The sequence below is a fragment of the Streptomyces sp. NPDC051677 genome (genome assembly GCF_044453465.1).
Classification (GTDB): Bacteria; Actinomycetota; Actinomycetes; order Streptomycetales; family Streptomycetaceae; genus Streptomyces.
In genome coordinates, this window is sequence record NZ_JBITCT010000026.1 from 59,717 (window position 1) to 83,525 (window position 23,809).

Annotated in this window: 21 protein-coding genes; 12 read left to right on the forward strand and 9 right to left on the reverse strand. The window is 72.1% G+C overall.

Translation table 11 applies throughout. From position 1 onward, the window contains the following. Positions 1 to 15: 15 nt before the first annotated feature. From ACIBAF_RS27970 to ACIBAF_RS27985, 4 genes are all read left to right on the forward strand, one after another. Entirely contained in the window at positions 16 to 840 is an 825-nt protein-coding gene (locus tag ACIBAF_RS27970; RefSeq protein WP_399466627.1) for a Scr1 family TA system antitoxin-like transcriptional regulator, read from the forward strand. After that, positions 837 to 1,022, forward strand: coding sequence for a DUF397 domain-containing protein (locus ACIBAF_RS27975; protein WP_399466629.1), 186 nt, complete (start codon positions 837 to 839; stop codon positions 1,020 to 1,022). Before ACIBAF_RS27970 ends, ACIBAF_RS27975 begins: the two co-directional genes overlap by 4 nt. Then, the gene (locus ACIBAF_RS27980; protein WP_399466630.1) at positions 1,019 to 1,519 is read left to right on the forward strand and encodes a GNAT family N-acetyltransferase; all 501 of its coding nucleotides are present in this window, start codon (positions 1,019 to 1,021) and stop codon (positions 1,517 to 1,519) included. Before ACIBAF_RS27975 ends, ACIBAF_RS27980 begins: the two co-directional genes overlap by 4 nt. A gap of 158 nt (positions 1,520 to 1,677) precedes the next feature. Next, complete coding sequence (locus ACIBAF_RS27985; RefSeq protein ID WP_399466631.1) at positions 1,678 to 2,466, forward strand: S1 family peptidase; 789 nt, start codon at positions 1,678 to 1,680, stop codon at positions 2,464 to 2,466. Between the two features lie 139 nt (positions 2,467 to 2,605). On the opposite strand, the gene ACIBAF_RS27990 is transcribed toward ACIBAF_RS27985, so the two are convergent. The 5 genes from ACIBAF_RS27990 to ACIBAF_RS28010 all read right to left on the reverse strand — a co-directional run bounded on the left by ACIBAF_RS27990 (position 2,606) and on the right by ACIBAF_RS28010 (position 9,115). Then, entirely contained in the window at positions 2,606 to 3,997 is a 1,392-nt protein-coding gene (locus ACIBAF_RS27990) for a hypothetical protein (protein WP_399466632.1), read from the reverse strand. Between the two features lie 53 nt (positions 3,998 to 4,050). Beyond that, positions 4,051 to 5,655 carry a citramalate synthase gene (gene cimA / locus ACIBAF_RS27995; protein ID WP_399466634.1) on the reverse strand — a complete coding sequence of 535 codons (1,605 nt, stop codon included), beginning with the start codon at positions 5,653 to 5,655 and terminating at the stop codon, positions 4,051 to 4,053. Between the two features lie 772 nt (positions 5,656 to 6,427). Beyond that, the gene (locus ACIBAF_RS28000) at positions 6,428 to 7,516 is read right to left on the reverse strand and encodes a branched-chain amino acid aminotransferase (RefSeq protein ID WP_399466636.1); all 1,089 of its coding nucleotides are present in this window, start codon (positions 7,514 to 7,516) and stop codon (positions 6,428 to 6,430) included. A 250-nt stretch (positions 7,517 to 7,766) separates the two neighbouring features. Next, complete coding sequence (locus ACIBAF_RS28005) at positions 7,767 to 8,810, reverse strand: 3-isopropylmalate dehydrogenase (RefSeq protein ID WP_399466639.1); 1,044 nt, start codon at positions 8,808 to 8,810, stop codon at positions 7,767 to 7,769. Between the two features lie 173 nt (positions 8,811 to 8,983). Continuing rightward, on the reverse strand, positions 8,984 to 9,115 hold the full coding sequence (locus tag ACIBAF_RS28010) for a hypothetical protein (protein ID WP_015493350.1): 132 nt from the start codon (positions 9,113 to 9,115) through the stop codon (positions 8,984 to 8,986). Between the two features lie 363 nt (positions 9,116 to 9,478). Between ACIBAF_RS28010 and ACIBAF_RS28015 the strand changes: the two genes are divergently transcribed. Next, positions 9,479 to 9,685, forward strand: a complete 207-nt coding sequence (locus ACIBAF_RS28015; RefSeq protein ID WP_399466641.1) for a DUF5988 family protein — start codon at positions 9,479 to 9,481, stop codon at positions 9,683 to 9,685. Between the two features lie 94 nt (positions 9,686 to 9,779). Here the strand turns inward: ACIBAF_RS28015 and pruA are convergent, their stop codons facing one another. Then, the gene (gene pruA, locus ACIBAF_RS28020) at positions 9,780 to 11,411 is read right to left on the reverse strand and encodes an L-glutamate gamma-semialdehyde dehydrogenase (RefSeq protein WP_399466643.1); all 1,632 of its coding nucleotides are present in this window, start codon (positions 11,409 to 11,411) and stop codon (positions 9,780 to 9,782) included. 59 nt (positions 11,412 to 11,470) lie between these two features. After that, entirely contained in the window at positions 11,471 to 12,397 is a 927-nt protein-coding gene (locus ACIBAF_RS28025) for a proline dehydrogenase family protein (protein ID WP_399466645.1), read from the reverse strand. A gap of 107 nt (positions 12,398 to 12,504) precedes the next feature. Between ACIBAF_RS28025 and ACIBAF_RS28030 the strand changes: the two genes are divergently transcribed. The 6 genes from ACIBAF_RS28030 (at position 12,505) to ACIBAF_RS28055 (ending at position 19,817) form a co-directional block, all read left to right on the forward strand. Next, a complete protein-coding gene (locus ACIBAF_RS28030) occupies positions 12,505 to 13,725 on the forward strand; it encodes a PucR family transcriptional regulator (RefSeq protein ID WP_399466647.1) in 1,221 nt (406 codons plus the stop codon). Between the two features lie 2 nt (positions 13,726 to 13,727). After that, positions 13,728 to 14,447, forward strand: a complete 720-nt coding sequence (locus ACIBAF_RS28035) for an HAD family hydrolase (protein WP_399466649.1) — start codon at positions 13,728 to 13,730, stop codon at positions 14,445 to 14,447. A 214-nt stretch (positions 14,448 to 14,661) separates the two neighbouring features. After that, entirely contained in the window at positions 14,662 to 16,149 is a 1,488-nt protein-coding gene (locus tag ACIBAF_RS28040; RefSeq protein WP_399466650.1) for an ABC transporter substrate-binding protein, read from the forward strand. Continuing rightward, complete coding sequence (locus ACIBAF_RS28045) at positions 16,146 to 17,867, forward strand: ABC transporter permease subunit (protein ID WP_399466651.1); 1,722 nt, start codon at positions 16,146 to 16,148, stop codon at positions 17,865 to 17,867. Before ACIBAF_RS28040 ends, ACIBAF_RS28045 begins: the two co-directional genes overlap by 4 nt. After that, positions 17,857 to 19,119 (forward strand): ATP-binding cassette domain-containing protein, encoded by a 1,263-nt coding sequence (locus ACIBAF_RS28050; protein ID WP_399466652.1) that lies wholly within the window; start codon positions 17,857 to 17,859, stop codon positions 19,117 to 19,119. The genes ACIBAF_RS28045 and ACIBAF_RS28050 overlap by 11 nt, the downstream gene beginning before the upstream one ends. Further along, on the forward strand, positions 19,116 to 19,817 hold the full coding sequence (locus ACIBAF_RS28055; RefSeq protein WP_399466653.1) for an ATP-binding cassette domain-containing protein: 702 nt from the start codon (positions 19,116 to 19,118) through the stop codon (positions 19,815 to 19,817). The genes ACIBAF_RS28050 and ACIBAF_RS28055 overlap by 4 nt, the downstream gene beginning before the upstream one ends. Here the strand turns inward: ACIBAF_RS28055 and ACIBAF_RS28060 are convergent. Further along, positions 19,792 to 20,373, reverse strand: a complete 582-nt coding sequence (locus tag ACIBAF_RS28060) for a TetR/AcrR family transcriptional regulator (RefSeq protein ID WP_399466654.1) — start codon at positions 20,371 to 20,373, stop codon at positions 19,792 to 19,794. The genes ACIBAF_RS28055 and ACIBAF_RS28060 overlap by 26 nt on opposite strands. Before the next feature lie 97 nt (positions 20,374 to 20,470). Between ACIBAF_RS28060 and ACIBAF_RS28065 the strand changes: the two genes are divergently transcribed. Further along, positions 20,471 to 21,982: an MFS transporter gene (locus ACIBAF_RS28065; RefSeq protein WP_399466655.1), complete on the forward strand. Its 1,512-nt coding sequence runs from the start codon at positions 20,471 to 20,473 to the stop codon at positions 21,980 to 21,982. A 109-nt stretch (positions 21,983 to 22,091) separates the two neighbouring features. Here ACIBAF_RS28065 and serA read toward each other — a convergent pair whose 3' ends face one another. Beyond that, complete coding sequence (serA, locus tag ACIBAF_RS28070) at positions 22,092 to 23,681, reverse strand: phosphoglycerate dehydrogenase (RefSeq protein ID WP_399466656.1); 1,590 nt, start codon at positions 23,679 to 23,681, stop codon at positions 22,092 to 22,094. Positions 23,682 to 23,809 lie beyond the last annotated feature (128 nt).

Sequence of the window (23,809 nt, forward strand, 5' to 3'; positions counted from 1 at the left end):
GGGAAAGGGATCCGCATGCAGACGGCGAAGAAGCCCGGCAAGAAGGTCGGTTCGTGGGTGGCGGTCGGGGCGCTGTTGGCGCACTGTCGCAAACAGGCCCGCCTCACACAGGAACAGCTCGCCGAGATGGCGACGATCTCCGTCGACCTGGTGGGGTCCATCGAGCAGGGGCGGCTCGCGCTCCAGCCCGATCGGGCCGAACAGTTCGACGAACTGCTGGGCACGGGTGGGGTGTTGGGGGTGTTGGTGGCCAAACTGCCCATTCGTGAGCGGGTGGTGCAGTTCGCGCAAGGTTTGGTGGAGCATGAGCAGGAGGCGGTGGGCATCCTGTCGTATCAGAGTCAGGTGGTTCCGGGGCTCCTTCAGACCCGGGACTACTGTCGCGAAGTCTTCGGGTACAGGTATCCGGCGATTGGCAGCGAGACGGCGGAGCAATGGGTCAACGCCCGCATGGAACGGCAGTTGATCTGGCAACGGGACCGGCCGCCCGTCGGGCACTTCGTCATGGAGGAGAGCATCCTGCGGCGGCAGGTCGGAAGTCCGGAGGTGATGCGGGCCCAGATCCGGCAGATCCTGGAGTACACCGAACCCGTCCACATGAGCTTCCAGATCATGCCTGACAACCGGACGCCGCACGCCTGCCTCGACGGTCCCATGGTGCTGTTGGAGACACCGGAGTACGAGCGACTCGTCTACCTGGAGGTGCAGCGCGCCAGCTTCCTCGTCGATGACCCGAACGAAGTCAGCGAGTATCACATGCAGTATGGAATGCTGCGGTCACAGGCACTCTCGCCTGACGAGAGCGTGCGACTCTTGCACGGATTGCTAGGAGACCGATGAGCGCCACACTTCAGTGGTTCAAGTCCAGTTACAGCGGCAGCCAGGGCGGCGACTGCGTCGAAGTCGCCTCGCATGCCTCCGCCGTTCACGTCCGCGACTCCAAGACGCCCGACGGTCCCATACTCACCGTCGCCGCCGACGCCTGGAGCGACTTCCTCACCCGGCTCGGGTCCGTCGCGTGATCCGCGCCGCCACCCCGCGTGATGTGCCCGAGATACGCGCGATGATTCGCGAGCTCGCCGAGTACGAGAAGGCCTTGGAGCAGGCTCGGGCCGGCGAGGAGCAGTTGTGTGAGGCACTGTTCGGGGAGCATCCCGCCGCGTTCGTGCTGATCGCCGAGGATGACGAGAACGGGCAGGTCGTCGGGTTCGCGTTGTGGTTTCCGCGGTTCTCGACCTGGACCGGCACGCGTGGCATGCATCTGGAGGATCTGTTCGTGCGGCCGCAGGCCCGTGGCGGTGGGTACGGCAAGGCGCTGCTCGCCTCTCTCGCCGCGCTCTGCCGGGAGAAGGGCTACGAGCGGTTCGAGTGGTGGGTGCTGGCCTGGAACGAGCCGACGATCGGCTTCTACAAGTCGCTCGGGGTGGAGTTCCTCGACGAGTGGAGGGTGTGCCGGCTGAGCGGTGAGCCCCTCGACGCGCTCGCCTCGCTCGCTCCCGTCACGCGTTCCGAGGTCTGACGCGGCAGGTGGCTGAATCAGCCCCCTTGTGTCAGGGCTGGGGGCGTTCCCATAATCCAGCAACAGACTTGACCTGACCATGCCAGCGCATGGGCATTTCTTTGCCGCCTATGTTGACATGTTCTCGCCAAAGCCAACCCCCCACGGAAGGCAGCACCTTGAAGAAGCTCCTCACGGCCCTCAAGAGATTCGCCGCCGTCGGCGCCGCCGCCCTCGCGATCGCCAGCCTCCAGCCCGTCTCGGCCGCGCAGGCCGCCCCCGCGCCCGTCGTCGGCGGAACCCGCGCCGCGCAGGGCGAGTTCCCGTTCATGGTCCGGCTCTCCATGGGCTGTGGCGGCGCGCTCTACACCCAGCAGATCGTGCTCACCGCCGCGCACTGCGTCAGCGGGACCGGCGCCAACACCAGCATCACCGCCACCGCCGGCGTCGTGGACCTGCAGTCCACCAGCGGCCGGGTCCAGGTCAAGTCCACGTACGTGTACCGGGCCCCCGGCTACAACGGCAACGGCAAGGACTGGGCGCTCATCAAGCTCGCCTCGCCCATCACCACGGTGCCCACCCTCAAGATCGCCACCACCACGCAGTACAACACCGGCGACTTCACCGTCGCCGGCTGGGGTGCGGCCCGCGAGGGCGGCGCCCAGCAGCGCTACCTGCTCAAGGCCACGGTGCCGTTCATCAGCGACGCGACCTGCAAGGCGTACGGCGGTCTCTACAGCGGCCTCGTCGCGGGCGACGAGATCTGCGCCGGCTTCGCCGCGGGCGGGGTCGACACCTGCCAGGGCGACTCCGGCGGCCCGATGTTCCGCAGGGACAACGCCGGCGCCTGGATCCAGGTCGGCATAGTCAGCTGGGGCGACGGCTGCGCCCAGCCCAACGCCCCCGGCGTCTACTCCGAGGTGTCCACCTTCGCCTCGGCCATCGCCTCCGCGGCGGCCTCGCTCTGACGCACACCCCGGCCGCGTAGGCCACCCCCGCAAGCCACCTCGTACGAGGTCCACGGGCCCGGCGCCGCCCCGCGCCGGGCCCGTGCCCGTGCCCGTGGCAGTGCCCGTGCACGTGCACGTGCCTCAGCCCTCAGGTGGCTCAGAACCCGCCGCCGAAGTCGCCGCCGCCCCCGCCGCCGAAGTCCCCTCCCCCGCCGTCGCCGAAGCCTCCGCCGAAGTCGCCGGGGTCGAAGTCGGCGCCGGAGACGTCGCCGCCCTGGTAGCCGCCGAAGTCGCCGTAACCCGTGCCGTAGTCGGCGGCGTAGGACGGGGTCGCCATCAGGGAGCCGAGCATCGTGCCGACGAGGAGGCCGGGCAGGATGCCGCCGCCGAAGTAGCCGCCCGCCCAGGGGCCGTAGGCCGGGCCCGCCTCCCAGTAGGGGCGGCGGCCGTAGTCGCTGTCGACCTCGCGGATCACGGGGTCGCGGCCGTCGGCGAGACGGGTCGCGTCGGCCGCGCAGACCGGGACCTCGCGAGTGGTCCCGCCGGGCGGCGTCCAGGTGGCGTCGGTGGCCGAGGGGCCGTGACGCGGATCGAAGAAGCAGGGCGGACGGCGCTCGGGCAGCGGCCTTCTCTCACGGCGGGCGGCGAGCTGGGCGAGGGAGAAACGGCCGTCCTCCAGGGCCTGGGTGACGGCGCGGACGTCCTCCGGTCGCGTCGCCGCCGCGATCAGCGACTTGGCCTCCTCGTAGGCGTCCAGGGCCCGTTCGTAGTCGGCGCGCATGGCGTCGTCGGCGCCCGCCTCGGCCGGGTGGAAGTCCAGGCGGTCGAGTTCCTCGCCGAAGGCCGTGATGTCCTCGTCCACGACGACCCGCAGCCGGTCGAGGGCGGCCCGCCGCTCCTCCGCGCGCCGGCGGCGGGTGCGCCGCACGAGGGCGTACGCCCCGGCCCCGCCGGCCACCAGGACCGCGCCCGCGGTGATCAGCGCGGTGGACGAGATGCCGTCGCCGCCGCCCGAGGAGCTCCAGCTCGCGGGGGCCGAGCCGCCCATGTCGGCGAGGGCCCGGTCGGTGAAGTCGGTCAGCTGGCTGCTGGCGTCGGTCTCGCCGCGGACCCCGGCGACCAGGTTCTGGACGGCCGTGCGGGGCAGCACCGAGGAGTCGGCGCGGGCGTCGAAGCGGTCGCCGAGGCGGATCGCGTAGAGGCCGGTGACTCCGGTGGCGGTGCGCAGGTCCGTGAACAGGTTCTCCGTGGGCTGGTCGGCGGGCAGGACGGCGATGAACAGGGGTTTGTCGGCGGCCTCGATCCGCTGCCGGAGCGCGTCCGCGTCCGCCCGGGACAGCTCGCCGCTCGCCTCCGGGTCGACGTAGACCGGGCTCTCGCGGAGGGAAGCGGCGATGGCCGAGACGCTCGTCGGATCGGTGGTGGCCGCGGTGGCGCGCGGGGCGCCCGCCGACATGAGGACGGCCAGGACCGCGAGGACGGCGAGCGCCAGGGCCGACAGCGGTCCGGTGAGGCCTCGGGGAGCGCGGGTCGAGGTCGCGACCTTCATACCTCGAAGCTACCCGAAGCCTCACAAAACCGGACATGCGGCGGAGTCGGAACCTACTCCGCCGGGTCGACTCCCGCCCGCAGCAGCCCGTACGTGTACGCGTCCTCCAGGGCCTGCCACGAGGCCGCGATGACGTTCTCCGCGACGCCCACCGTGGACCACTCCCCCGCGCCGTCCGTCGTGGAGATCAGGACGCGGGTGGTGGACTGGGTGCCGTGGACGCCCTCCAGGATGCGGACCTTGTAGTCGACCAGGTCGAGCTTGGCCAGCTGGGGGTAGATCTTCTCCAGGGCCACCCGCAGCGCGCGGTCCAGGGCGTTGACCGGGCCGTTGCCCTCCGCCGTGGCGACGATGCGCTCGCCCTTGGCCCACAGCTTGACCGTGGCCTCGTTGGCGTGGGTGCCGTCGGGGCGGTCCTCGACGATGGCCCGCCAGGACTCGACCTCGAAGTACTTCAGCGGGCTGCCCTCGACCTCGCCCCGCAGCAGCAGCTCGAAGGAGGCGTCGGCGGCCTCGTAGGTGTAGCCCTGGAGCTCGCGCTCCTTGACCCGCTCCACGACCCGGCCGACGAGTTCGCGGTCGCCGCCCAGGTCGACGCCGAGCTCCTTGCCCTTGAGCTCGATGGACGCGCGGCCGGCCATGTCCGACACCAGCATCCGCATGGTGTTGCCGACCTGCTCGGGGTCGATGTGCTGGTAGAGGTCGGGGTCCACCTTGATGGCTGAGGCGTGCAGACCCGCCTTGTGGGCGAAGGCGGAGACTCCCACGTACGGCTGGTGCGTGGACGGCGTGAGGTTGACGACCTCGGCGATCGCGTGCGAGATGCGGGTCATCTCACGGAGCTTGCCGTCGGGCAGGACCTTCTTGCCGTACTTCAGCTCCAGGGCCGCGACCACCGGGAACAGGTTGGCGTTGCCGACCCGCTCGCCGTAGCCGTTCGCCGTGCACTGGACGTGCGTCGCGCCCGCGTCCACCGCGGCGAGGGTGTTGGCGACCGCGCAGCCGGTGTCGTCCTGGGCGTGGATGCCGAGGCGGGCGCCGGTGTCGGCGAGGACCGTGGAGACGACCGCCTGGACCTGCGCGGGGAGCATCCCGCCGTTGGTGTCGCACAGGATGACCACGTCGGCGCCGGCCTCGGCCGCCGCCCGGACGACGGCCTTCGCGTACTCGGGGTTCGCGCGGTAGCCGTCGAAGAAGTGCTCGCAGTCGATGAAGACCCGGCGGCCCTGGGCCTTCAGGAAGGAGACCGTGTCGCTCACCATCGCCAGGTTCTCGTCCAGCGTGGTGCGCAGGGCCAGCTCGACGTGCCGGTCGTGGGACTTCGCGACCAGGGTGATCACCGGCGCGCCCGACTCCAGCAGGGCCTTGACCTGCGGGTCCTCCGCGGCCTTCGCGCCCGCCCGGCGGGTCGAGCCGAAGGCGACCAGCTGGGCGTGCCGGAAGTCGATCTCCTGCTGGGCGCGGGCGAAGAACTCGGTGTCGCGCGGGTTGGCGCCGGGCCAGCCGCCCTCGATGAAGCCCACGCCGAAGTCGTCCAGGTGCCGGGCGATGGCCAGCTTGTCGGCGACGGTGAGGTTGATGCCCTCACGCTGCGCGCCGTCGCGCAGGGTGGTGTCGAAGACGTGGAACGAATCGTCGAGTTCGCTGGTTGCGGTCATGGTCTGAAGGCTCCTGTGTTGGATCTCGGTCGTTACCGGAATGACCGGCTCCACCATCCCCCCATGGTCCCTCGCGCTCTCGCCTCCGGCTGTGGGTGGGCCAGAAAAGCGAAAAACCCCTCGCGGGTGCGAGAGGTCTGCGCGCGGGTCGAGGACGACGATGGCCGCTCGTACCTGGTCGTACGGAGCGGTCACTGCGGACCGGCGCGCCTGCTGCCAATAATCATGGCGAACGAGAGCACGGGGGCAGTCTGGCACAGACCGCCCCCGTGCTCACCGGGTGTCTCAGGATGCGAGCAGTGCGCACTCGGGCGCGCCGGCGTCTGACGGCGGCCGTGCCGTCAGACGCCAGCCCGGAGGCCATCGCCCGGGAACTCCCGGACGTGCCCGAGGGCAGAGCGCGGCCGTCGGGGACGTGCAGGTCGGCGTAGGCGTCGAGGCGCTCGCGGGTGGGGGCGGCGCGGGTCAGCAGCCGGGCGCGCTCGGCGCCGAGGCGGCCCTCGCTTCACTCCAGGGCGCAGCAGCAACAGCTCGGCCCTGGCCACCTCGTGGGCGAGGTGCGCGGGGTCCTGCTGGTGGTGAGCGGCGACGGCCCCGGGCCGGGCCGGCGGCGACCGAGTCGACGTGGCCGAGGGCGCCGAAGCCGTGGGGCAGTCGTACGACGCCGGCCGTACGACCGCCTCGGGCTCGGCGCGCCCGGGACCCGGAGACGCCGAAGGGCCACCCCGAACGGGGTGGCCCTGGACGGAGTTGCCCTCGACGAGGCCGGGCCCTAGCCCAGTTCGTGCATCCAGCCGTGCTTGTCGTCGGCCGTGCCGCGCTGGATGTCCAGGAGGGCCTGGCGGAGCTTGAGGGTGACCTCGCCGGGCTCGCCGCCCGACTGCTGCCACTCGCCGCTGGTGCGCTTGACCGTGCCGACCGGGGTGATCACGGCGGCGGTGCCGCAGGCGAAGACCTCCTTCAGCGTGCCGTTCTCGGAGTCGCGCTGCCACTGGTCGACGGAGACGCGGCCCTCCTCGGCCTCGTAGCCGAGGTCGCGGGCGACGCTGAGAAGGCTGTCGCGGGTGACGCCCTCCAGGATGGAGCCGGTGAGGGACGGGGTGATGATCTTGTTCTCGTAGACGAAGTACAGGTTCATGCCGCCGAGTTCCTCGACCCACTTGCGCTCGACCGCGTCGAGGTAGCAGACCTGGGCGCAGCCCTGCGCGGCGGCCTCGGCCTGGGCGAGCAGGGAGGCGGCGTAGTTGCCGCCCGTCTTGGCGTCGCCCATGCCGCCGGGGACGGCGCGGACGTGGTCCTCGGAGACCCAGATGGAGACGGGCTTGACGCCGCCCGGGAAGTAGGCGCCGGCCGGGGAGGCGATGACGATGAAGAGGTACTCGTTGGCGGGCTTCACGCCCAGGCCGACCTCGGTCGCGATCATGAAGGGGCGCAGGTAGAGGGACTCCTCGCCGCCGTGTGCGGGCACCCAGTCCTTGTCCTGGCCGACGAGGGCGTCACAGGCCTCGACGAACGTCTCGACCGGCAGCTCGGGCATGGCGAGACGGCGCGCGGAGCGCTGGAAGCGCTTGGCGTTCTGGTCGGGGCGGAAGGTGGCGACGGAGCCGTCGGGGCGGCGGTACGCCTTCAGACCCTCGAAGATCTCCTGCGCGTAGTGCAGGACCATGGTGGCCGGGTCGAGGGGGATCGGCGCGTACGGAACGAGCTGACCGTCGTGCCAGCCGCGGCCCTCCGTCCACTTGATCGTCACCATGTGGTCGGTGAAGTGGCGGCCGAACCCGGGGTTCGCCAGGATCGCCTGCCGCTCGGCGGCGGACAGCGGGCTGGCAGAGGGCTTGAGCTCGATCGTGGGCGTCGTCATGAGTGGTTGTCCTTCACCGGTTGTGTAGTGACGGGCCGCGCTCACGTCCGTACGGCCAGTGGCCGGTGTGAGGACGTCCGAGCATTCCCTCATACCGCGGCTCCGCGTTCGATTATCGCAAGCGGCGGACGAGGGCCAAAACGGCGTGAATGCGGACCCGGGGTTGATGGTGGCACCCGGCGGGGACATGCGGAAGCCGCCGGGTGCTGATGCGAACCCGGCGGCTTCGAAACGTTTCGTGCAGCGCGGGTCAGCCGGCTACTCGTACGGAGAGCGCGTCACCGATCTCGGAGGTGCTGCGCACGGGCAGCGCGCCGCGCTCCTCCAGGTCGATCGCGACGGCGTCCTCGATGCGGACCGCCTCGGCCTCGTAGCCGAGGTGGCGCAGGAGCAGGGCGACGGACAGGACCGTGGCGGTGGGGTCGGCCTTGCCCTGGCCGGCGATGTCCGGGGCCGAACCGTGCACGGGCTCGAACATGGACGGGAACTCGCCGGAGGGGTTGATGTTCCCGCTCGCGGCGACGCCGATGCCGCCGGAGACGGCCGCGGCGAGGTCGGTGATGATGTCGCCGAAGAGGTTGTCGGTGACGATCACGTCGAAGCGGCCGGGGTCGGTGACGAGGTAGATCGTCGCCGCGTCGACGTGGATGTAGTCGGTGGTGACCTCGGGGAACTCCTCGGCCACCTTGTTGAAGACGTTCGTCCACAGGTGACCGGCGAAGGCCAGCACGTTGTTCTTGTGGACGAGGGTGAGCTTCTTGCGGGGGCGGGCCTGGGCGCGGGCGAAGGCGTCCCGGACGACGCGCTCGACGCCGAAGGCCGTGTTCACGGAGACCTCGGTGGCGACCTCGTGCGGGGTGCCCTTGCGGATCGTGCCGCCGTTGCCGGTGTACGGGCCCTCGGTGCCCTCGCGGACCACGATGAAGTCGATCTCGGGCTGGCCCGCCAGCGGTGTGGCGACGCCCGGGAGGAGCTTCGACGGACGCAGGTTGACGTGGTGGTCGAAGAGGAAACGCAGCTTCAGCAGGAAACCCCGCTCCAGGACACCGGAGGGGACGCTCGGGTCGCCGATCGCGCCGAGCAGGATCGCGTCGTGCTGCCGAAGCGCCTCGGCGTCGGCGTCGGTGAGGGTCTCACCGGTGGCGTGGTAGCGCCTGGCGCCGAAGTCGTACTCCTTGGTCTCCAGCTTCACATCCTGCGGGAGGACGGCGGAGAGGACCTTGAGACCTTCGGCCACGACCTCCTGGCCGATGCCGTCACCGGGAATCACTGCGAGATTGAGGCTGCGAGACATGCGGGAACCCTACTCCTCGTCCCATGGGATGACACGGACCGTCCGCCATACGGACATGGCGCGGACCGGGTGCGAACCGGAGGGGACGAGGTGCGGCGCGGGGCCCGAAGTCCCGTTCGGGGTCCGCGCCGCACCCCGTTCGGGTGCGGCTCCCGGACGTGCGGCGGCTGGGCTCAGTGGCCGGTCTCGCCGCCGTTGTCGCGGCGGTCGAGGGCGCGCTGGAGGGCGGCGGCGGCGTTCTTGCGGTCGGACTCGCTCGTACGGGAGACGTGACGGACTCGGCGGCGGACGGTCGTCTCGGCCATGGGAAATCGACTCCTTCGAAATCCAGGGAGCACGGAAGGGGGGTTCGAGACTCCCCCTCTGCCTAATGGGCGGGGGGTGCCCCCGGGGACGGGGAGCGGGCCGCAGGGGTTGCCTGCGCGGGGCCCGGCTCACGACCGCCATTCGCTTGGTCGAGCGAGACGTTCGGCTCCTACAAAGCTAAGGGAGGAGCACGCGCCTGTCTCTACAATTAGTCGGACTTCCTACTATCTGAGACGGCGTATGCGGTCACACCCCGCTGAGCTGCGGTTTCGCGGACGCCCACCCCTCCCGGCCCAGCGCCCGAACGGCTGATCCTGGGCGTGGGCGCGACATCGCGTTCCGGCAACGGGAACGGTGAGGTCATGAGCGACACGGCCAAGGCACTACTCGAGGGCGGTCCGGACGATCTGCCCGAGCGGATCGTCCCCCTCCCGCCCCCTGGATCCGACGTGAAGATCGAGTTCCTCGGCGGATACGAGCACTTCAAGGCGACGTCACGGCACGCGAACACGCCGGAGGGCAGGCTGCCCGTGTACGAGTGGTGGGAGCGGACCGAGCTTCCCGGGTGAGGAAGTCCTCCGCCCCGACGGAGCACCAGGGGCGCGCGGTGCACGCGAACGGGCCGGGTCCGTGACGGACCCGGCCCGTTCGCGTGGTCGAAGGTCAGCCCATGTGCGGGTACGTGTAGTCGGTCGGCGCGACCAGCGTCTCCTTGATGGCCCGGGTCAGCGTCCAGCGCATCAGGTTCTGCGGGGCGCCCGCCTTGTCGTTGGTGCCGGAGGAACGGCCGCCGCCGAAGGGCTGCTGGCCGACGACGGCGCCGGTCGACTTGTCGTTGATGTAGAAGTTGCCGGCCGCGTAGCGCAGCTTCTCCATCGTGTACGCGGCGGCCGCGCGGTCGCCCGCGACGACCGAGCCGGTCAGCGCGTAGTCGGACACCGACTCCATCTGGGTCAGCATGGCGTCGTACTGGTCGTCCTCGTAGACGTGCACGGCGAGGAACGGGCCGAAGTACTCGGTCGTGAAGACCTCGTTCTCCGGGTCGGAGCACTCGACGACGGTCGGGCGGACGAAGTAGCCGACCGAGTCGTCGTAGGTGCCGCCCGCGACGATCGTGCAGGTCGGGTCCGCCTGCGCGCGGTCGATGGCCGCCTTGTTCTTGGCGAACGAGCGCTCGTCGATGACCGCGCCGATGAAGTGCGACAGGTCGGTGACGTCGCCCATGGTCAGGTGGTCGACCTCGGCCGCGAACTCCTCCTTGAAGCCGGAGTTCCAGATCGACGCCGGGACGTAGGCGCGGGAGGTCGCGCTGCACTTCTGGCCCTGGTACTCGAACGCGCCCCGGGTGAGGGCGGTCTTGAGGACGGCCCGGTCGGCGCTCGGGTGGGCGACGACGAAGTCCTTGCCGCCGGTCTCGCCGACCAGCCGCGGGTAGGAGCGGTACTTCTCGATGTTGGCGCCGACCGTCTTCCACAGGTACTGGAAGGTCTTCGTCGAGCCGGTGAAGTGGATGCCGGCGAGGTCACGGTGTTCGAGGGCCACCTTGGACACCTCGATGCCGTCGCCGGTGACCAGGTTGATGACGCCCTTGGGGAGACCGGCCTCCTCCAGCAGCCGCATGAGCAGCACGGCGGCGTGGGTCTGCGTCGGGGACGGCTTCCAGACCACCACGTTGCCCATCAGCGCGGGCGCGGTGGGCAGGTTGCCCGCGATGGCGCTGAAGTTGAACGGCGTGATCGCGTAGACGAAGCCTTCGAGCGGTCGGTGGTCCAGGCGGTTCCAGACGCCCGGGGAGTTGGCCGGGGGCTGCTCGGCCAGGATCTGGCGGGCGTAGGCGACGTTGAAGCGCCAGAAGTCGACCAGTTCGCAGGGACAGTCGATCTCCGCCTGCTGGGCGGTCTTCGACTGGCCGAGCATGGTGGAGGCGGCGAGGGTCTCGCGCCAGGGGCCGGCGAGCAGTTCGGCGGCGCGCAGGATGATCGCGGCGCGGTCGTCGAAGGACATGGCGCGCCAGGCGGGCGCGGCGGCGAGGGCCGCGTCGATGGCGTCCTGCGCGTCCTGCTGGGTGGCGTTGGCGTAGGTGCCGAGGCGGGCCTTGTGGTTGTGCGGCTGCACGACGTCGAAGCGGTCGCCGCCGCCCATCCGCTGCTCGCCGCCGATGGTGCAGGGCAGGTCGATCGGGTTGTCGGCCAGCTCCTTGAGCTTGGCCTCCAGCCGGGCGCGCTCGGGCGAGCCGGGGGCGTAGCCGTGCACCGGCTCGTTGACGGGGGTGGGGACCTGGGTCACAGCGTCCATATGTTCCGTAACTCCTTAACTGAGCGGTGTTGCGAGCGGTTTGCGAGCGGGGATGGGGCTCAGCCCTTGCTGACCATCGAGCGGACGAAGAACCGCAGGTTCGCCGGCTTCTCCGCCAGGCGCCGCATGAAGTAGCCGTACCAGTCGGTGCCGTAGGCGGTGTAGACGCGCATGCGGTGACCCTCGGCGGCCAGCCGCAGGTGCTCGTCGCTCCTGATCCCGTACAGCATCTGGAACTCGTACTCGTCGAGCTTGCGCCCGGCCTTGCGGGCGAGCTCCTGCGCGATGGAGATGAGGCGCGGGTCGTGGGAGCCGATCATCGGGTACCCGTCGCCCTCCATCAGAGTCCTCAGGACCCGGACGTACGCCTTGTCGATCTCCTGCTTCTGCTGGTGAGCGACCTCGGCGGGCTCCTTGTACGCGCCCTTCACGAGCCGTACCCGGCTGCCGCCCGCGGCGAGCCGGCGGGCGTCGGCCTCGGTGCGGAAGAGGTAGGCCTGGATGACGCAGCCGGTCTGCGGGAAGTCCTGCCGCAGCTCCTCGTGGATGGCGAACATCGAGTCGAGGGTGGTGTGGTCCTCGGCGTCGAGGGTGACGGTGGTGCCGATGGCGGCGGCGGCCTCGACGACCGGGCGGACGTTGGCGAGGGCCAGCTCGTGGCCGCCGGCCAGCGCCTGGCCGAACATGGACAGCTTGACGGACATCTCGACCCGCTCGCCGAGCTCCAGCTCCCTGAGCCGGTCGATCAGCTCCAGGTACGCGTCCCTGGCCGCGGCGGCCTGTTCGGGGGTGGTGATGTCCTCGCCGACGACGTCCATCGTCAGCTCCAGGCCCTTCGCGGTGAGCTCCTCGATGATCGGCACGATGTCGTCGACCCGCTCGCCGGGGATGAAGCGGTCGACGACCTGCTTCGTCACCGGGGCCGCCGAGATCAGGCGTCGTATGCGGTCGCTGCGCGACGCGGCGAGAATCACGGGACCCAGCACGGGGCACCTCCACAGACCAGCAGATAGAACCACCGTGAAACCTAAGGATCCCTCCGATCGTGGGCCATCGACAGCTGTCACGCATCCGTGCCGCAGATCTCAGACAGATGTATGAAGGATCGGCGAGGCTGAGGGAGAATGCCCACGTGACGGCCGACAACAAAGGTGACTACCAGGAACTGGTCGACGAGATCTCGGAGCTGCTCGGCGCCCCCGCGACCCTGGAGAACCGGGACTTCGAGCTGATCGCCTTCGGCGTGTACGACAGCGAGAGCGAGCTCGACGCGTCCGCGCTGGACCCGGTGCGCACCCGCTCGATCCTGACCCGCCGCTCCACGGCCGCCGTCCGCTCGTGGTTCGAGGGCTTCGGCATCACCCGGGCCGGCGGTCCGGTCCGGATCCCGCCGACCCCGGAGGCCGGCGTGCACCGGGGGCGCGTCTGCCTCCCGGTACGCCATCGGGGGGTCGTCCTCGGTTACGTCTGGCTGCTCGACGACGATCCCGGGCCGTCGGACGCCCAGCTGGCGGCGGCGATGGAGGTGACCGGCCGGATCGGGGCCCTGCTCGCCGACGAGGCCCAGCACGGCGCCGACCTCACCCGGGAGCTGCGGGCGGTGCTGACCGCGCAGCCCGGCTGGCCGCGGGACGCGGCGGTGGCGGAGCTGCGCACCGCGCTCGGCGCCCGCGCGGACGGCCCGCACACGATGGTGTGCGTGACCCCCTGGCCGTCCGCCGACCCGGACGACGCCCCCTCGCCGCGGACGCTGCCGGCGGCGACGGCGCTGTGCACGGTGCCGTGGGGTGGGGCGTCCCAGTCGCTGGCTCTGCTGGTCCGGTTGCGCGCGGCGGACACCCTCACCCCGGCGACGTCGGCGGCGGCCCGGCTGCTGGAGCGGGCAAGGGAGGTGGCGGCGGGAGAAGCCGCGGCGGGGGTCGCGGCCGGGCGCGTCGGTCTGGCGGAGCTCGGCGCGGCCTGGGAGGAGGCGTCGGCGTCGGCGCGGGCGGCGCTGGCGGAGCCCCGCCTCGGCCCCGTGGCGCGGTGGGCGTCCATCGGCCCGTACCGCCTGCTGACCGCACTGCCCCCGCACACCGTCCAGGACCCGGCCGCGGCGGCCCTGTTGTCCCCCGCCCACCACGAACTCGCCCGCACGGCCGAGGTGTACCTCGACTGCGCGGGCCAAGCGGGCCGCACGGCAGCGGAGTTGGGCATCCACCGCCAGACGCTGTACTACCGCCTCTCCCGCGTCGAACAGCTCACGGGCCTGGACCTGGACGACGGCGAGGACCGGCTGCTGCTGCACATGGCGTTGAAGGGGGCACGGTTGTAGCCATGGCCCTGCTGATGATCGATCTCGACAACACCCTCGTCGACCGTGACGCCGCGTTCCGCGAGGCGGCGGCCGCCGTGCTGGCCGAGCACGGGTTGCCCGCCGGCGACCTGGCCTGGCTGACGGCCCTCGACGCGAGCGGCTGCACGCCACGGCGGGAGGTGGCCCGCGCGATGGCACAACGGTACGGGTCGTCCTGTCCCGAGACCGCCGTCCAGGCCTTCCTCGACCACGGCGCCGCCGAGCGCGTCACGCTCACCGAGGATGTCCGCCGCGCCCTCGGCGAGGCCGTCGCGGCCGGCTGGACCTGCGTCGTCGTCACCAACGGCCGCGAGGCCCAGCAGGAGACGAAGATCCGGCGCACGGGACTGGACACACTCGTGCACGGCTGGGTGGTCTCCGAGACGGTGGGTCACGAGAAGCCGGCGCCGGAGATCTTCCGCATCGCGGCGGACACCGTCGCCGCGCCCCTCGACGGCGCCTGGATGATCGGCGACTCGCCGCACGCCGACGTCCTGGGCGCGGCGGGCGTCGGCGCGCGGAGCGTGTGGGTGTCGGGCGACCGACCCTGGACCGAGACGGCGTACGGCCCCACGCACGTCGCGCCGGATGCCGCGGCCGCCGTCCGTCACGTCGTCGGCGCTCCGAGGGGGCCTGCCCCGGCCGCGATCCCGTCGGCGATCCGACGCTCCGTCAATTCACCGAAGCCCAACACCAGTTGAGGCGGAGCCTTGGCGCCGGAGGAGCGGTCGAGCGGCGGCGCCGCGGCTGAACGTGAGGTTGGCCGGCGTTCAGCAGGGCGCCGCGACGGCGGCCGTCATCGGGCGCGCCGGTCCCGGCCCTGCGCGATCTCCACCACACCAGCTACTGAAAACGATTGTCATCATGCTAACGTCGGCGCACTCGCTCTTGACCGCCCCTTTACCCGGAGGTTCCGTGCGCCTGCCCGCCCGTCTGCTCCCCGTCACCGCCCTGGCCGCAGCCTCCGCCCTGCTCACCGGCTGTTTCTCGGGGGCCTCCGCCGAGGGCGGCGGTGACGGCCGCCGCATCCGCCTCGCGATGATGCAGCCCCCGCGTTCGGGCCTGTCCCCGCTCTCCGACGACGCCTTCAAGCTCTCGCGCTGGTCGACCGCCGAGACCCTCGTCGAGCTGGACGCGGACGGTGATCCGAAGGCCTCGCTCGCCACCGAGTGGCAGCAGTCGGGCCGCACCTGGACCTTCGACATACGCGACGGCGTCACCTTCCACGACGGCACGAGGCTCGACGCCGACGCCGTCGTCAGATCGCTGGCCGAGGCCGCCGGCGCCTCCCCCAAGCCGCGCATCCTGGACGGCGTCGCGCTCACCGTGCGGGCCGCCGACGCCGACACGGTCACCGTGACCACCGCCGACGAGGACCCCCTTCTCCCGCAGCGGCTCAGCTCGCCGCAGCTGTCGATCCTCGCGGCGAAGGCGTACACCGGGAAGACGGTCGACCCGGTCGGCGCAGGCACCGGCCCCTTCGAGCTGACCGAGGTGAACGGCGCCTCCGCCGCCTCCCTCGACCGCTACGACGCCTACTGGGGCGCAAAGGCCAAGGCGCCCGGCATCGACGTACGGTTCGTGCCCGACGGCACCGCCCGCGCCGCCGCCCTGCGCAGCGGCGAGGCCGACATCGTCGAGGCGGTCCCCGTCTCGCAGGCCGCGCTGCTCGACGAGGACCTCGTCACCGAGGTGCCGATGCCCCGCACCAACACCCTCTACCTCAACACCGGGAAGGGCGTCTTCAAGGACGCCTCGCTGCGGGCCGCCGCCCGGGAGGCCGTCGACGCCGAGTCGATCGTGAAGGGCGTGTACGAGGGCCGCGCCGACCTCGCCGAGGGGCTGCTCGGGCCCGCGCTGCCGTGGGCGGCCCAGCTGCGCAAGCCGGTGACCCGGGCCGAGGCGGGCGACCCGACCGGCAAGGCCGTCACCATCGGCACGTTCACCGACCGCGCCGAGCTGCCCGAGGTCGCCGCGACTCTCCAACAGCAGCTGCAGAAAGCCGGGTTCACGGTGAAGCTGGAGGTGCGCGAGTACGCCAACATCGAGGCGGACGCACTGGCCGGCGCCTTCGACGCCTTCATCCTCTCCCGGGCCACGGTCCTGGACTCCGGCGACCCGGCCGCCTACCTCTACAGCGACTTCGCCTCCGACGGCTCCTTCACCATCGCCCAGCTCGACGACCCCGCCGTGGACGCCGCGGTGAAGAAGGCCGGCGAGACGCCCACCGGTGATGCGCGCCGCCGGGCCGTCATCGCCGCCGAGGCCGCCGTCCTCACCACCGACGCAGCCGTGCCCCTGCTGCACGAGCGGGTCGTCCAGGGCGACGCCGCCGGGGTCGTCGGCGCCGCGCACGACCCGCGCGAGCGGGAACTCGTCACGGCCGCCACCTACGTCAGGTGAGGCCGACCGCAACGGCCCTCACGCGCGCCGGGTCGCTCCTCGCGGTCGTCGCCGCCGTCGGCCTGCTGCCCTGGCTGTCCGGTCGCGACCCCGCGCTGACCGTCCTGCGTGCCCGCTCCGCCGAACAGGAGCCCACGCGGGAGGCCCTGGACGCGATCCGCCGCGACCTCGGCCTGGACGCCGGTCCCCTTTCCCTGCTGGGGAGTTGGGCCGCCGACCTGGGCCACGGGGACCTCGGCGCGTCCTGGGTCTCCGGCGCCGACGTCCTGCCGTCGGTGCTGTCGGGCCTCCAGGTGTCCCTCGCCCTGATGGGCGCGGCCCTCGGGGCGGCGCTGCTGCTCGCCGTCGCGCTCGTCGCTCCCGTGCTGCTGCGGGGGCGGGCCTCGGCCGGCGCGGGCGCCGCGATGCTGGCCGCCGTACCGGAGTTCCTGCTGGCCACGGTGGGACTGCTGGTGTGCGGGGTGTGGCTGGGGTGGCTGCCCACCTCGGGGTGGGCGGGCCCGGAGTATCTGATCCTGCCCGCCGTCGCCCTCGGCGTCCCGGCCGGCGGGCTGCTCGGCCGGCTGGTCGCGGACGCGCTGCCCGCCGTGCTGGACGAACGGTGGGTGGAGCTGTGGCGGGGCGCGGGAGTGAGCCCGGGCCGCGTCTCGGCGGCCGCCCTGCGCCGCGTACTCCCGCCGCTCGTACCGCAGTTCGGGATGGCGGCCGTGGGTCTGACCGGCGGCGCGGTCGCGGTGGAGACGGTGTTCGCCGTGCCCGGCATCGGCCGGACGGCCCTCGGCGCGGCCGAGTCGCAGGACCTGCCGCTGCTCCAGGGCTCGGTGCTGGCCCTTCTGCTGCTCGGCCTGGTCACCGGCGCGCTGGCGGCGCTCGTCCGCCGTCGGCTGCTGGGCCCGGCCCTGCGGGAGGCCTCGCTGACCCTGCCTCCGGCCCGCCCGGTCGGCGCCCACCCGGCGATTCCCGTGACCCTCGCCTCCGTTCTCCTCACCACGATCGGCTGGGGTCTGCTGCGCGACCCGTACGCGGTGCGCACCGCCGTCCGGCTGGCCCCGCCGTCCTGGGCGCATCCGCTCGGCACCGACGGACTCGGCCGTGACGTGCTGGCCCGGCTCGGCCACGGCGCCGCCACGACCGTCGGCACGGCGGCGGCGGTCTGCCTGCTCAGCCTGGTCCTCTCGCTGGCCCTGGGCTTCCTGCCGGGCGTCGCGGCGGGCGCGGCGGACATCGCCAACGCGCTGCCGCCGGTCATCGTCGGCATCCTGGTCGCGGCGGCGGCCGGGCCCGGCGCCGGCGGCGCGGCCCTCGCGGTCGCCCTGATCTCCTGGCCGCCGCTGGCCGCGCACGCGGCGGCGCTGGTGCAGGAGGTACGGGCGTCGGCGTTCCTCACCGCCCAACGGGCCATCGGCGCATCCCCGTCGTGGATCCTCACCCGGCACGTGCTCCCGTCGGTGGCCGCGCCGGTCGCCCGCCACGCGCTGCTCCGGCTGCCCGGCATCGCCCTCGCGCTCGCCTCCCTGGGCTTCCTCGGCCTCGGCGCCCAGCCGCCCGCCCCCGAGTGGGGCCTGCTCCTCGACGAGTCCCGCGCCTACGTGGAACGGGCCCCGTGGGCCGCCCTCGCCCCGGCGGTCGCCCTCGCCCTGCTGGCGGGGCTCGCGGTGTCGGGAGCGGCGTACACACAGGGGCGCACGGTGAAGAAGGAGACCCCCGTTGTCGTATGACGTGCTGCTGTCCGTGCGAGATCTGCGGATCGGCTTCGCCGGGGCGGAGGCGGTGCGCGGGGTGTCCTTCGACGTGCGGGCGCGTGAGGTGTTCGCCCTGGTGGGCGAGTCGGGTGCGGGCAAGAGCCTGACCGCGCGGGCGCTGCTCGGCATGCTGCCGAGGGGGGCCACGACGACCGGCACGGTCCGCCCGGACCTGTCCGGCGCGCGGGGCCGCCGGATCGCCCTGGTCCCGCAGGACGCCCTCTCGGCGCTCTCCCCCGTGCACCCGGTCGGCGACCAACTCGCCGCGGCCGTACGGTCGGTGAAGGGCGTCTCCCGGCGGGAGGCCCGGGCCCGCGCGGTGGCCGCGCTGGACCGGGTGGGCATCCCCGACGCGGCCCGCGCGGCCCGCGCGTATCCGCACGAGTACTCCGGCGGCATGCGCCAGCGGGCCGTCATCGCGATGGCCTGCGTCAACGAGCCGGAGATCCTGGTCGCCGACGAACCGACCACCGCGCTCGACGCCGACCGCCGGGAACGCGTGCTGGAACTGCTCGCGGAGCAGCGGGAGGCGGCCGGTGCGGCGCTCGTGCTGGTCACCCACGACATGGACGCGGTACGGCGCCACGCGCACCACGTGCTGGTGATGTACGCGGGCCGCGCCGTGGAGACCGGCCCCGCCCAACAGATACTGACCCACCCCCGAGCCCCCTACACCGCAGCCCTCCTGGTCGCCCTCCCCCACCCCGACGCCCCACACCCCGCCGCACGGCGCCCCGACGGCCCCGGCCGCACCGACCCGCACCCCGCCGACCCCCACCCCGACGCACGGCGCCCCGACGGCCCCGGCCGCACCGACCCGCACCCCGCCGACCCCCACCCCGACGCTCCGCACCCCGACACCCCGCACTCCGCCGACCCCCACCCCGACGCCCCGTATCCCGCCGACCCCCACCCCGACACCCCGCACCCCGCCGACCCCCACCCCGACGCCCCGCCCTCCGCCGGCCCCCGTCTCGCCCGCCTCCAGCCCGGCGGCTCTCGCCCTGGCCGCACCCGCCGGCGGCTGCCTGCCCTGCCCGGTACTCCGCCCGGTGCCGGCGTGCTTCCGCCCGGCTGTGCGTTCGCGCCGCGCTGTCCGCTGGTGACGGAGGTCTGCCGCCGCGAGGACCCGGTCGCGCGGGAGGTGGACCCGGGCCCGGGCGGGGGACGGCTCGTCGCCTGTCACCGTGCCACCGAAGTCACCGACCCCCTCAGGGAGTTCGCATGACCCACCCCCTGCTGGACGTTCGTGACCTGGTCGTCCGTTACGGCGCGACGACCGCCGTCGACCACGTCTCCTTCGCCCTCGAACCGGGTGAGACCCTCGCCCTCGACGGCCCGTCCGGCTGCGGCAAGTCCTCCACCGCCCTGGCCGTCCTCCAGCTGCGCCGCCCGGACGCGGGCGAAGTCCGCTTCGACGGACGGGAGTTGACGTGCCTCACAGAACGGGAGCTGCGCCCGCTGCGCCCCCGCATGCAACCGGTCTTCCAGGATCCGTACGGCTCCCTCAGCCCCCGCCACCGCATCCGCGACGCGGTGGCCGAGCCGCTGAAGGTGCAGGGCCGCTGGAGCACGGCCGACGGCCCGGCCCGCGTCGCCGAACTCCTCGACCGCGTGGGCCTGGACCCGTCGTATGGCGACCGTCGCCCGGGCGAGCTCTCCGGCGGCCAGTGCCAGCGCGTGGGCATCGCCCGCGCCCTCGCCTCCGATCCGCGGCTGCTGGTCCTGGACGAGCCGGTGTCGGCCCTGGACCCGTCCGTGCGGGCCGGCGTCCTGAACCTGCTCGCCGAGCTCCAGGACGACCTGGGCCTCGGCTACCTCTTCATCTGCCACGACCGGGCCGTCGTACGGCACTTCGCGGACCGGGTGATCGAGATGCGGGACGGCCGGATCGACCGGGTCACTTCCCGTCGGCCGCCTCGATGACCCGGCGCAGCCCCTCCGTCAGATCGTCCGCCGTCGTCGCGCTCGCCGGATCGAAGAGCCACTGCACCATCAGGCCGTTGAGCAGCGCCTGGTAGAAGCCGCCGACCGTCTGGACGGTGCGTTCGTCGAGAGTGGACTCGTCCTGCCCGGTGAACAGGGCGACCAGCCCGGAGCGCCCCTCGACCTGGGCCTCGGCCATCAGTTTGCGCAGCTCGCCGGCGCGGTCTCCCTGTGTGGCGATCTCCAGGCTGGCCGCCCAGACGGGTTTGGACTCGTCCATGGTCGCCAGCATCCGCGCCCACACGCTGCGAAACCGCTCCAGCGAGCCCCCGTCCTCGGTGTCGCGTCGGTCGGCCGGGTCGAACTTCTCGCCCCACTCCTGCACCAGCTCCACGAACGCCTGGGTGAGGAGGGCGTCCTTCGAGCCGTAGTGGTAGCCGATGGACGCCAGGTTGGTCCCCGACTCCTTCACGATGTCGCGCGCCGTCGTGCGCACGAACCCCTTCTCCAGCAGGCAGCGCTTGGCGCCTTCGAGCAGATCCTCACGGTGTCCCATGCCCGCCACCCTACCCCGGATCCATACAACCGTCCTATACGGGCGACTTACACATTCGTTCTAGACAATCGTTTAAGACGTCCGTACAGTCCTCGGCATGACGAACTCGACGAGCACCACCACACCCCCGGCGGCCCGCGCCGGGCGTCGCGAATGGACCGCCCTCGGCGTGCTGATGCTCCCGTTGCTGCTGGTCTCGATGGACGTCTCCGTCCTCTACTTCGCGATCCCGGCGATCAGCGCGGACCTCGAACCGAGCGGCACGCAGCAGCTGTGGATCTTCGACATCTACGCCTTCGTCCTGGCCGGCCTGCTGATGACGATGGGCTCGCTGGGCGACCGCATAGGCCGCCGCAAGCTCCTCCTGATCGGCGCGGCCGCCTTCGGCGCCGCCTCCCTCATCGCGGCCTACGCGAACAGCCCCGAGACCCTGATCGCGGCCCGCGCGCTCCTCGGCATCGGCGGCGCGACCCTGATGCCCTCGACGATGGCCCTGATCCGCACGATGTTCACCGACCCCGGCCAGCGTGCGAAGGCGATCGGTCTGTGGTCCGGCGTGATGACGGCCGGCGTCGCGCTCGGCTCGGTGATGAGCGGGGTGCTGGTCGAGTACTTCTGGTGGGGCTCGGTGTTCCTGGTCAACCTGCCCGCGATGGCGTTGCTGCTGGTCCTCGGCCCGGTTCTGCTGCCCGAGTCGCGCGACCCGGCCCCCGGCCGCTTCGACTGGCCGAGCGTCCCGCTGTCGATGGCCGCGGTGCTCCCCGTCGTCTACGGCCTCAAGGAGATCCCCTCCGAGGGCTGGCACGCCGAGTACGTCGTCTCGATCACCGTCGGCCTGCTCTTCTCGGCCCTCTTCGTCCACCGTCAGCGCACGGCGGCGAACCCGATGATCTCTCCCGCCCTGTTCCGCGGCCCCGGCTTCGCGCCCGCGGTCGTCCTGAACCTGGTCTCGTCCTTCGGGATGATGGGCTCGGCCTTCTTCACCACGCAGTACCTGCAGTCGGTCCTCGACAAGAGCGCGCTGGAGGCGGCCCTGTGGGCGCTGCTGCCCTCGGTGCCGATCGGCATGGCCGCCCCGCTGGCCACCTCCCTGGTCCAGAAGGGCGTCAACCGGGCCTACGTCGTGACGGCGGGCTTCGCGATCGGCGCCACCGGCTACGCCCTGCTGGCCCTCGCCGGCACCGACTCGATGTGGCTCGTGCTGGCCGCCTGCGGCGTCCTGGCCTCCGGGATCGTCATGGTCATCTCCCAGATGACGGACCTGGCGATGGGCGCGGCCCCCGTCGAGCGCGCAGGCTCGGCCTCCTCCCTGCTGGAGACCGGCGCCGAGTTCGGCGGCGCCCTGGGCATGGCGGTCCTCGGCTCCATCGGCACGGCGATCTACCGCCACGACATCCCGACCTCCGCACCTGCCCCGGCCCGGGAGACCCTCGGCGGCGCGCTGGCGGTCGCCGGCCAACTCCCGGGGCGCACGGGAGACGCCCTGACGACGGCAGCGCGGGAAGCCTTCACCCATGGCATGCAGGGCGCGGCGATCGCGGGAGCGGTGCTGCTGACGGGGGCGGCGATCGCGGCGTCGGCGACCCTGCGAAGCATCCGGGTGAAGTAAGCAAAGCAACGGCACATGCAAAAGGCGCCGGGGCTGGAGTGATCCAGCCCCGGCGCCTTTTCAGCTGGGGTCAGCCATGTCCCGGCAGCCCCCGGACGGTGCGGCGACCTCAGACGAGGTTCACCGCACGAGCAGACGTCGCGCCGATCTCCTCGGCGACCTCGGTCAGCACCGTGACCGGCACCGTGTCGTCGACCGTCAGCACGGCCAGGGCCTCACCGCCGGCGACCGCGCGAGCGACCTGCATCCCGGCGATGTTGATCCCCGCCTCGCCGAAGATCCGGCCGACGGTGCCGACGACACCGGGACGGTCCTCGTACTTCAGGACGACCATGTGGTCGGCGAGCGCGAGGTCGACGTCGTACTCGCCGACCGCGACGATCTTCTGGAGGTGCTTCGGACCGGCCAGCGTGCCGGAGACCGACACCTCCTCGCCGTCCGAGAGCGTGCCGCGCACGGTCACGACGTTACGGTGGTCGGCCGACTCGGAGCTGGTCGTCAGCCGCACCTCGACGCCGCGCTCCTGCGCGAACAGCGGGGCGTTGACGTACGACACCGTCTCGTCGACGACGTCCTCGAACACGCCCTTCAGCGCGGACAGCTCCAGCACCTTCACATCGTGCTGGGTGATCTCGCCGTACACCTCGACGTCGAGGCGGACCGCGACCTCGCCGGCGAGCGCGGTGAAGATGCGGCCGAGGCGCTCCGCAAGGGGCAGACCCGGCTTGACGTCCTCGGCGATGACACCGCCCTGGACGTTCACCGCGTCCGGCACGAGCTCACCGGCGAGAGCCAGCCGCACGGAACGCGCGACCGCGATACCGGCCTTCTCCTGCGCCTCGTCGGTCGAGGCGCCGAGGTGCGGGGTGGAGACGACCTGGTCGAACTCGAACAGCGGGGAGTCCGTGCAGGGCTCCTTCGCGTACACGTCGAGACCGGCGCCGGCGACCCGGCCCTCCTTCAGCGCCGAGTACAGCGCCTCCTCGTCGACGATCCCGCCACGCGCCGCGTTGACGATGCGCACGCTCGGCTTGACCTTGCGCAGCGCCTCGTCACCGATCAGACCGACCGTCTCGGGGGTCTTCGGCAGGTGCACGGTGATGAAGTCGGAGACCTCGAGCAGCTCGTCCAGCGACAGCACCTTGACGCCCATCTGGGCGGCCCGGGCGGGCTGGATGTAGGGGTCGTAGGCCACGACCTTCATGCCGAAGGCGGACATGCGCTGGGCGACCAGCGCACCGATCCGGCCCAGACCCACGACGCCCAGGGTCTTCTCGGCCAGCTCGACGCCGGTGTACTTGCTGCGCTTCCACTCGCCGTTCTTCAGCGCGGCGTTGGCCTGCGGGATGTGACGGGCGGTGGCGAGCAGCAGACCGCAGGCCAGCTCGGCGGCGGTCACGATGTTCGAGGTGGGGGCGTTGACGACCATCACGCCGGCCTTGGTGGCGGCGGAGACGTCGACGTTGTCCAGGCCGACGCCGGCTCGTGCGACGACCTTCAGCTTGTTCGCGGCGGCGATGGCCTCGGCGTCGACCTTGGTGGCCGAGCGGATCAGGATCGCGTCGACGTCGGCGATGGCCGGGAGCAGTTCGGCTCGGTCCGCTCCGTTGCAGTGCCGGATCTCGAAGTCCGGGCCAAGCGCGTCCACGGTCGCGGGCGACAGCTCTTCAGCGATGAGTACGACAGGTTTCGAGCTCACGTGAGTCCTCACAAGTCCAAAGCGTGCGGACGGCCGTCCCGACGGCCGCAGGCGGAGGAGGGGGAGCGGCGCCGGGGAATTTCGGGTGCGCTCCCGCGTCGTTCGGTGCGTGCTATCGGCGTGCCGGA

Bases quoted from the DNA above. Each gene is read 5' to 3' on its own strand.
- pruA (WP_399466643.1), bottom strand. From the start codon at position 11,411: ATGGACGCTGTGACCCAGGTCCCCACCCCCGTCAACGAGCCGGTGCAC.
- ACIBAF_RS27970 (WP_399466627.1), top strand. From the start codon at position 16: ATGCAGACGGCGAAGAAGCCCGGCAAGAAGGTCGGTTCGTGGGTGGCG.
- ACIBAF_RS28005 (WP_399466639.1), bottom strand. From the start codon at position 8,810: ATGTCTCGCAGCCTCAATCTCGCAGTGATTCCCGGTGACGGCATCGGC.
- ACIBAF_RS27990 (WP_399466632.1), bottom strand. From the start codon at position 3,997: ATGAAGGTCGCGACCTCGACCCGCGCTCCCCGAGGCCTCACCGGACCG.
- ACIBAF_RS27975 (WP_399466629.1), top strand. From the start codon at position 837: ATGAGCGCCACACTTCAGTGGTTCAAGTCCAGTTACAGCGGCAGCCAG.
- ACIBAF_RS28015 (WP_399466641.1), top strand. From the start codon at position 9,479: ATGAGCGACACGGCCAAGGCACTACTCGAGGGCGGTCCGGACGATCTG.
- ACIBAF_RS28060 (WP_399466654.1), bottom strand. From the start codon at position 20,373: ATGGGACACCGTGAGGATCTGCTCGAAGGCGCCAAGCGCTGCCTGCTG.
- ACIBAF_RS28000 (WP_399466636.1), bottom strand. From the start codon at position 7,516: ATGACGACGCCCACGATCGAGCTCAAGCCCTCTGCCAGCCCGCTGTCC.
- ACIBAF_RS28065 (WP_399466655.1), top strand. From the start codon at position 20,471: ATGACGAACTCGACGAGCACCACCACACCCCCGGCGGCCCGCGCCGGG.
- ACIBAF_RS28035 (WP_399466649.1), top strand. From the start codon at position 13,728: ATGGCCCTGCTGATGATCGATCTCGACAACACCCTCGTCGACCGTGAC.
- ACIBAF_RS28010 (WP_015493350.1), bottom strand. From the start codon at position 9,115: ATGGCCGAGACGACCGTCCGCCGCCGAGTCCGTCACGTCTCCCGTACG.
- ACIBAF_RS28030 (WP_399466647.1), top strand. From the start codon at position 12,505: ATGTATGAAGGATCGGCGAGGCTGAGGGAGAATGCCCACGTGACGGCC.
- ACIBAF_RS28055 (WP_399466653.1), top strand. From the start codon at position 19,116: ATGACCCACCCCCTGCTGGACGTTCGTGACCTGGTCGTCCGTTACGGC.
- cimA (WP_399466634.1), bottom strand. From the start codon at position 5,655: ATGACCGCAACCAGCGAACTCGACGATTCGTTCCACGTCTTCGACACC.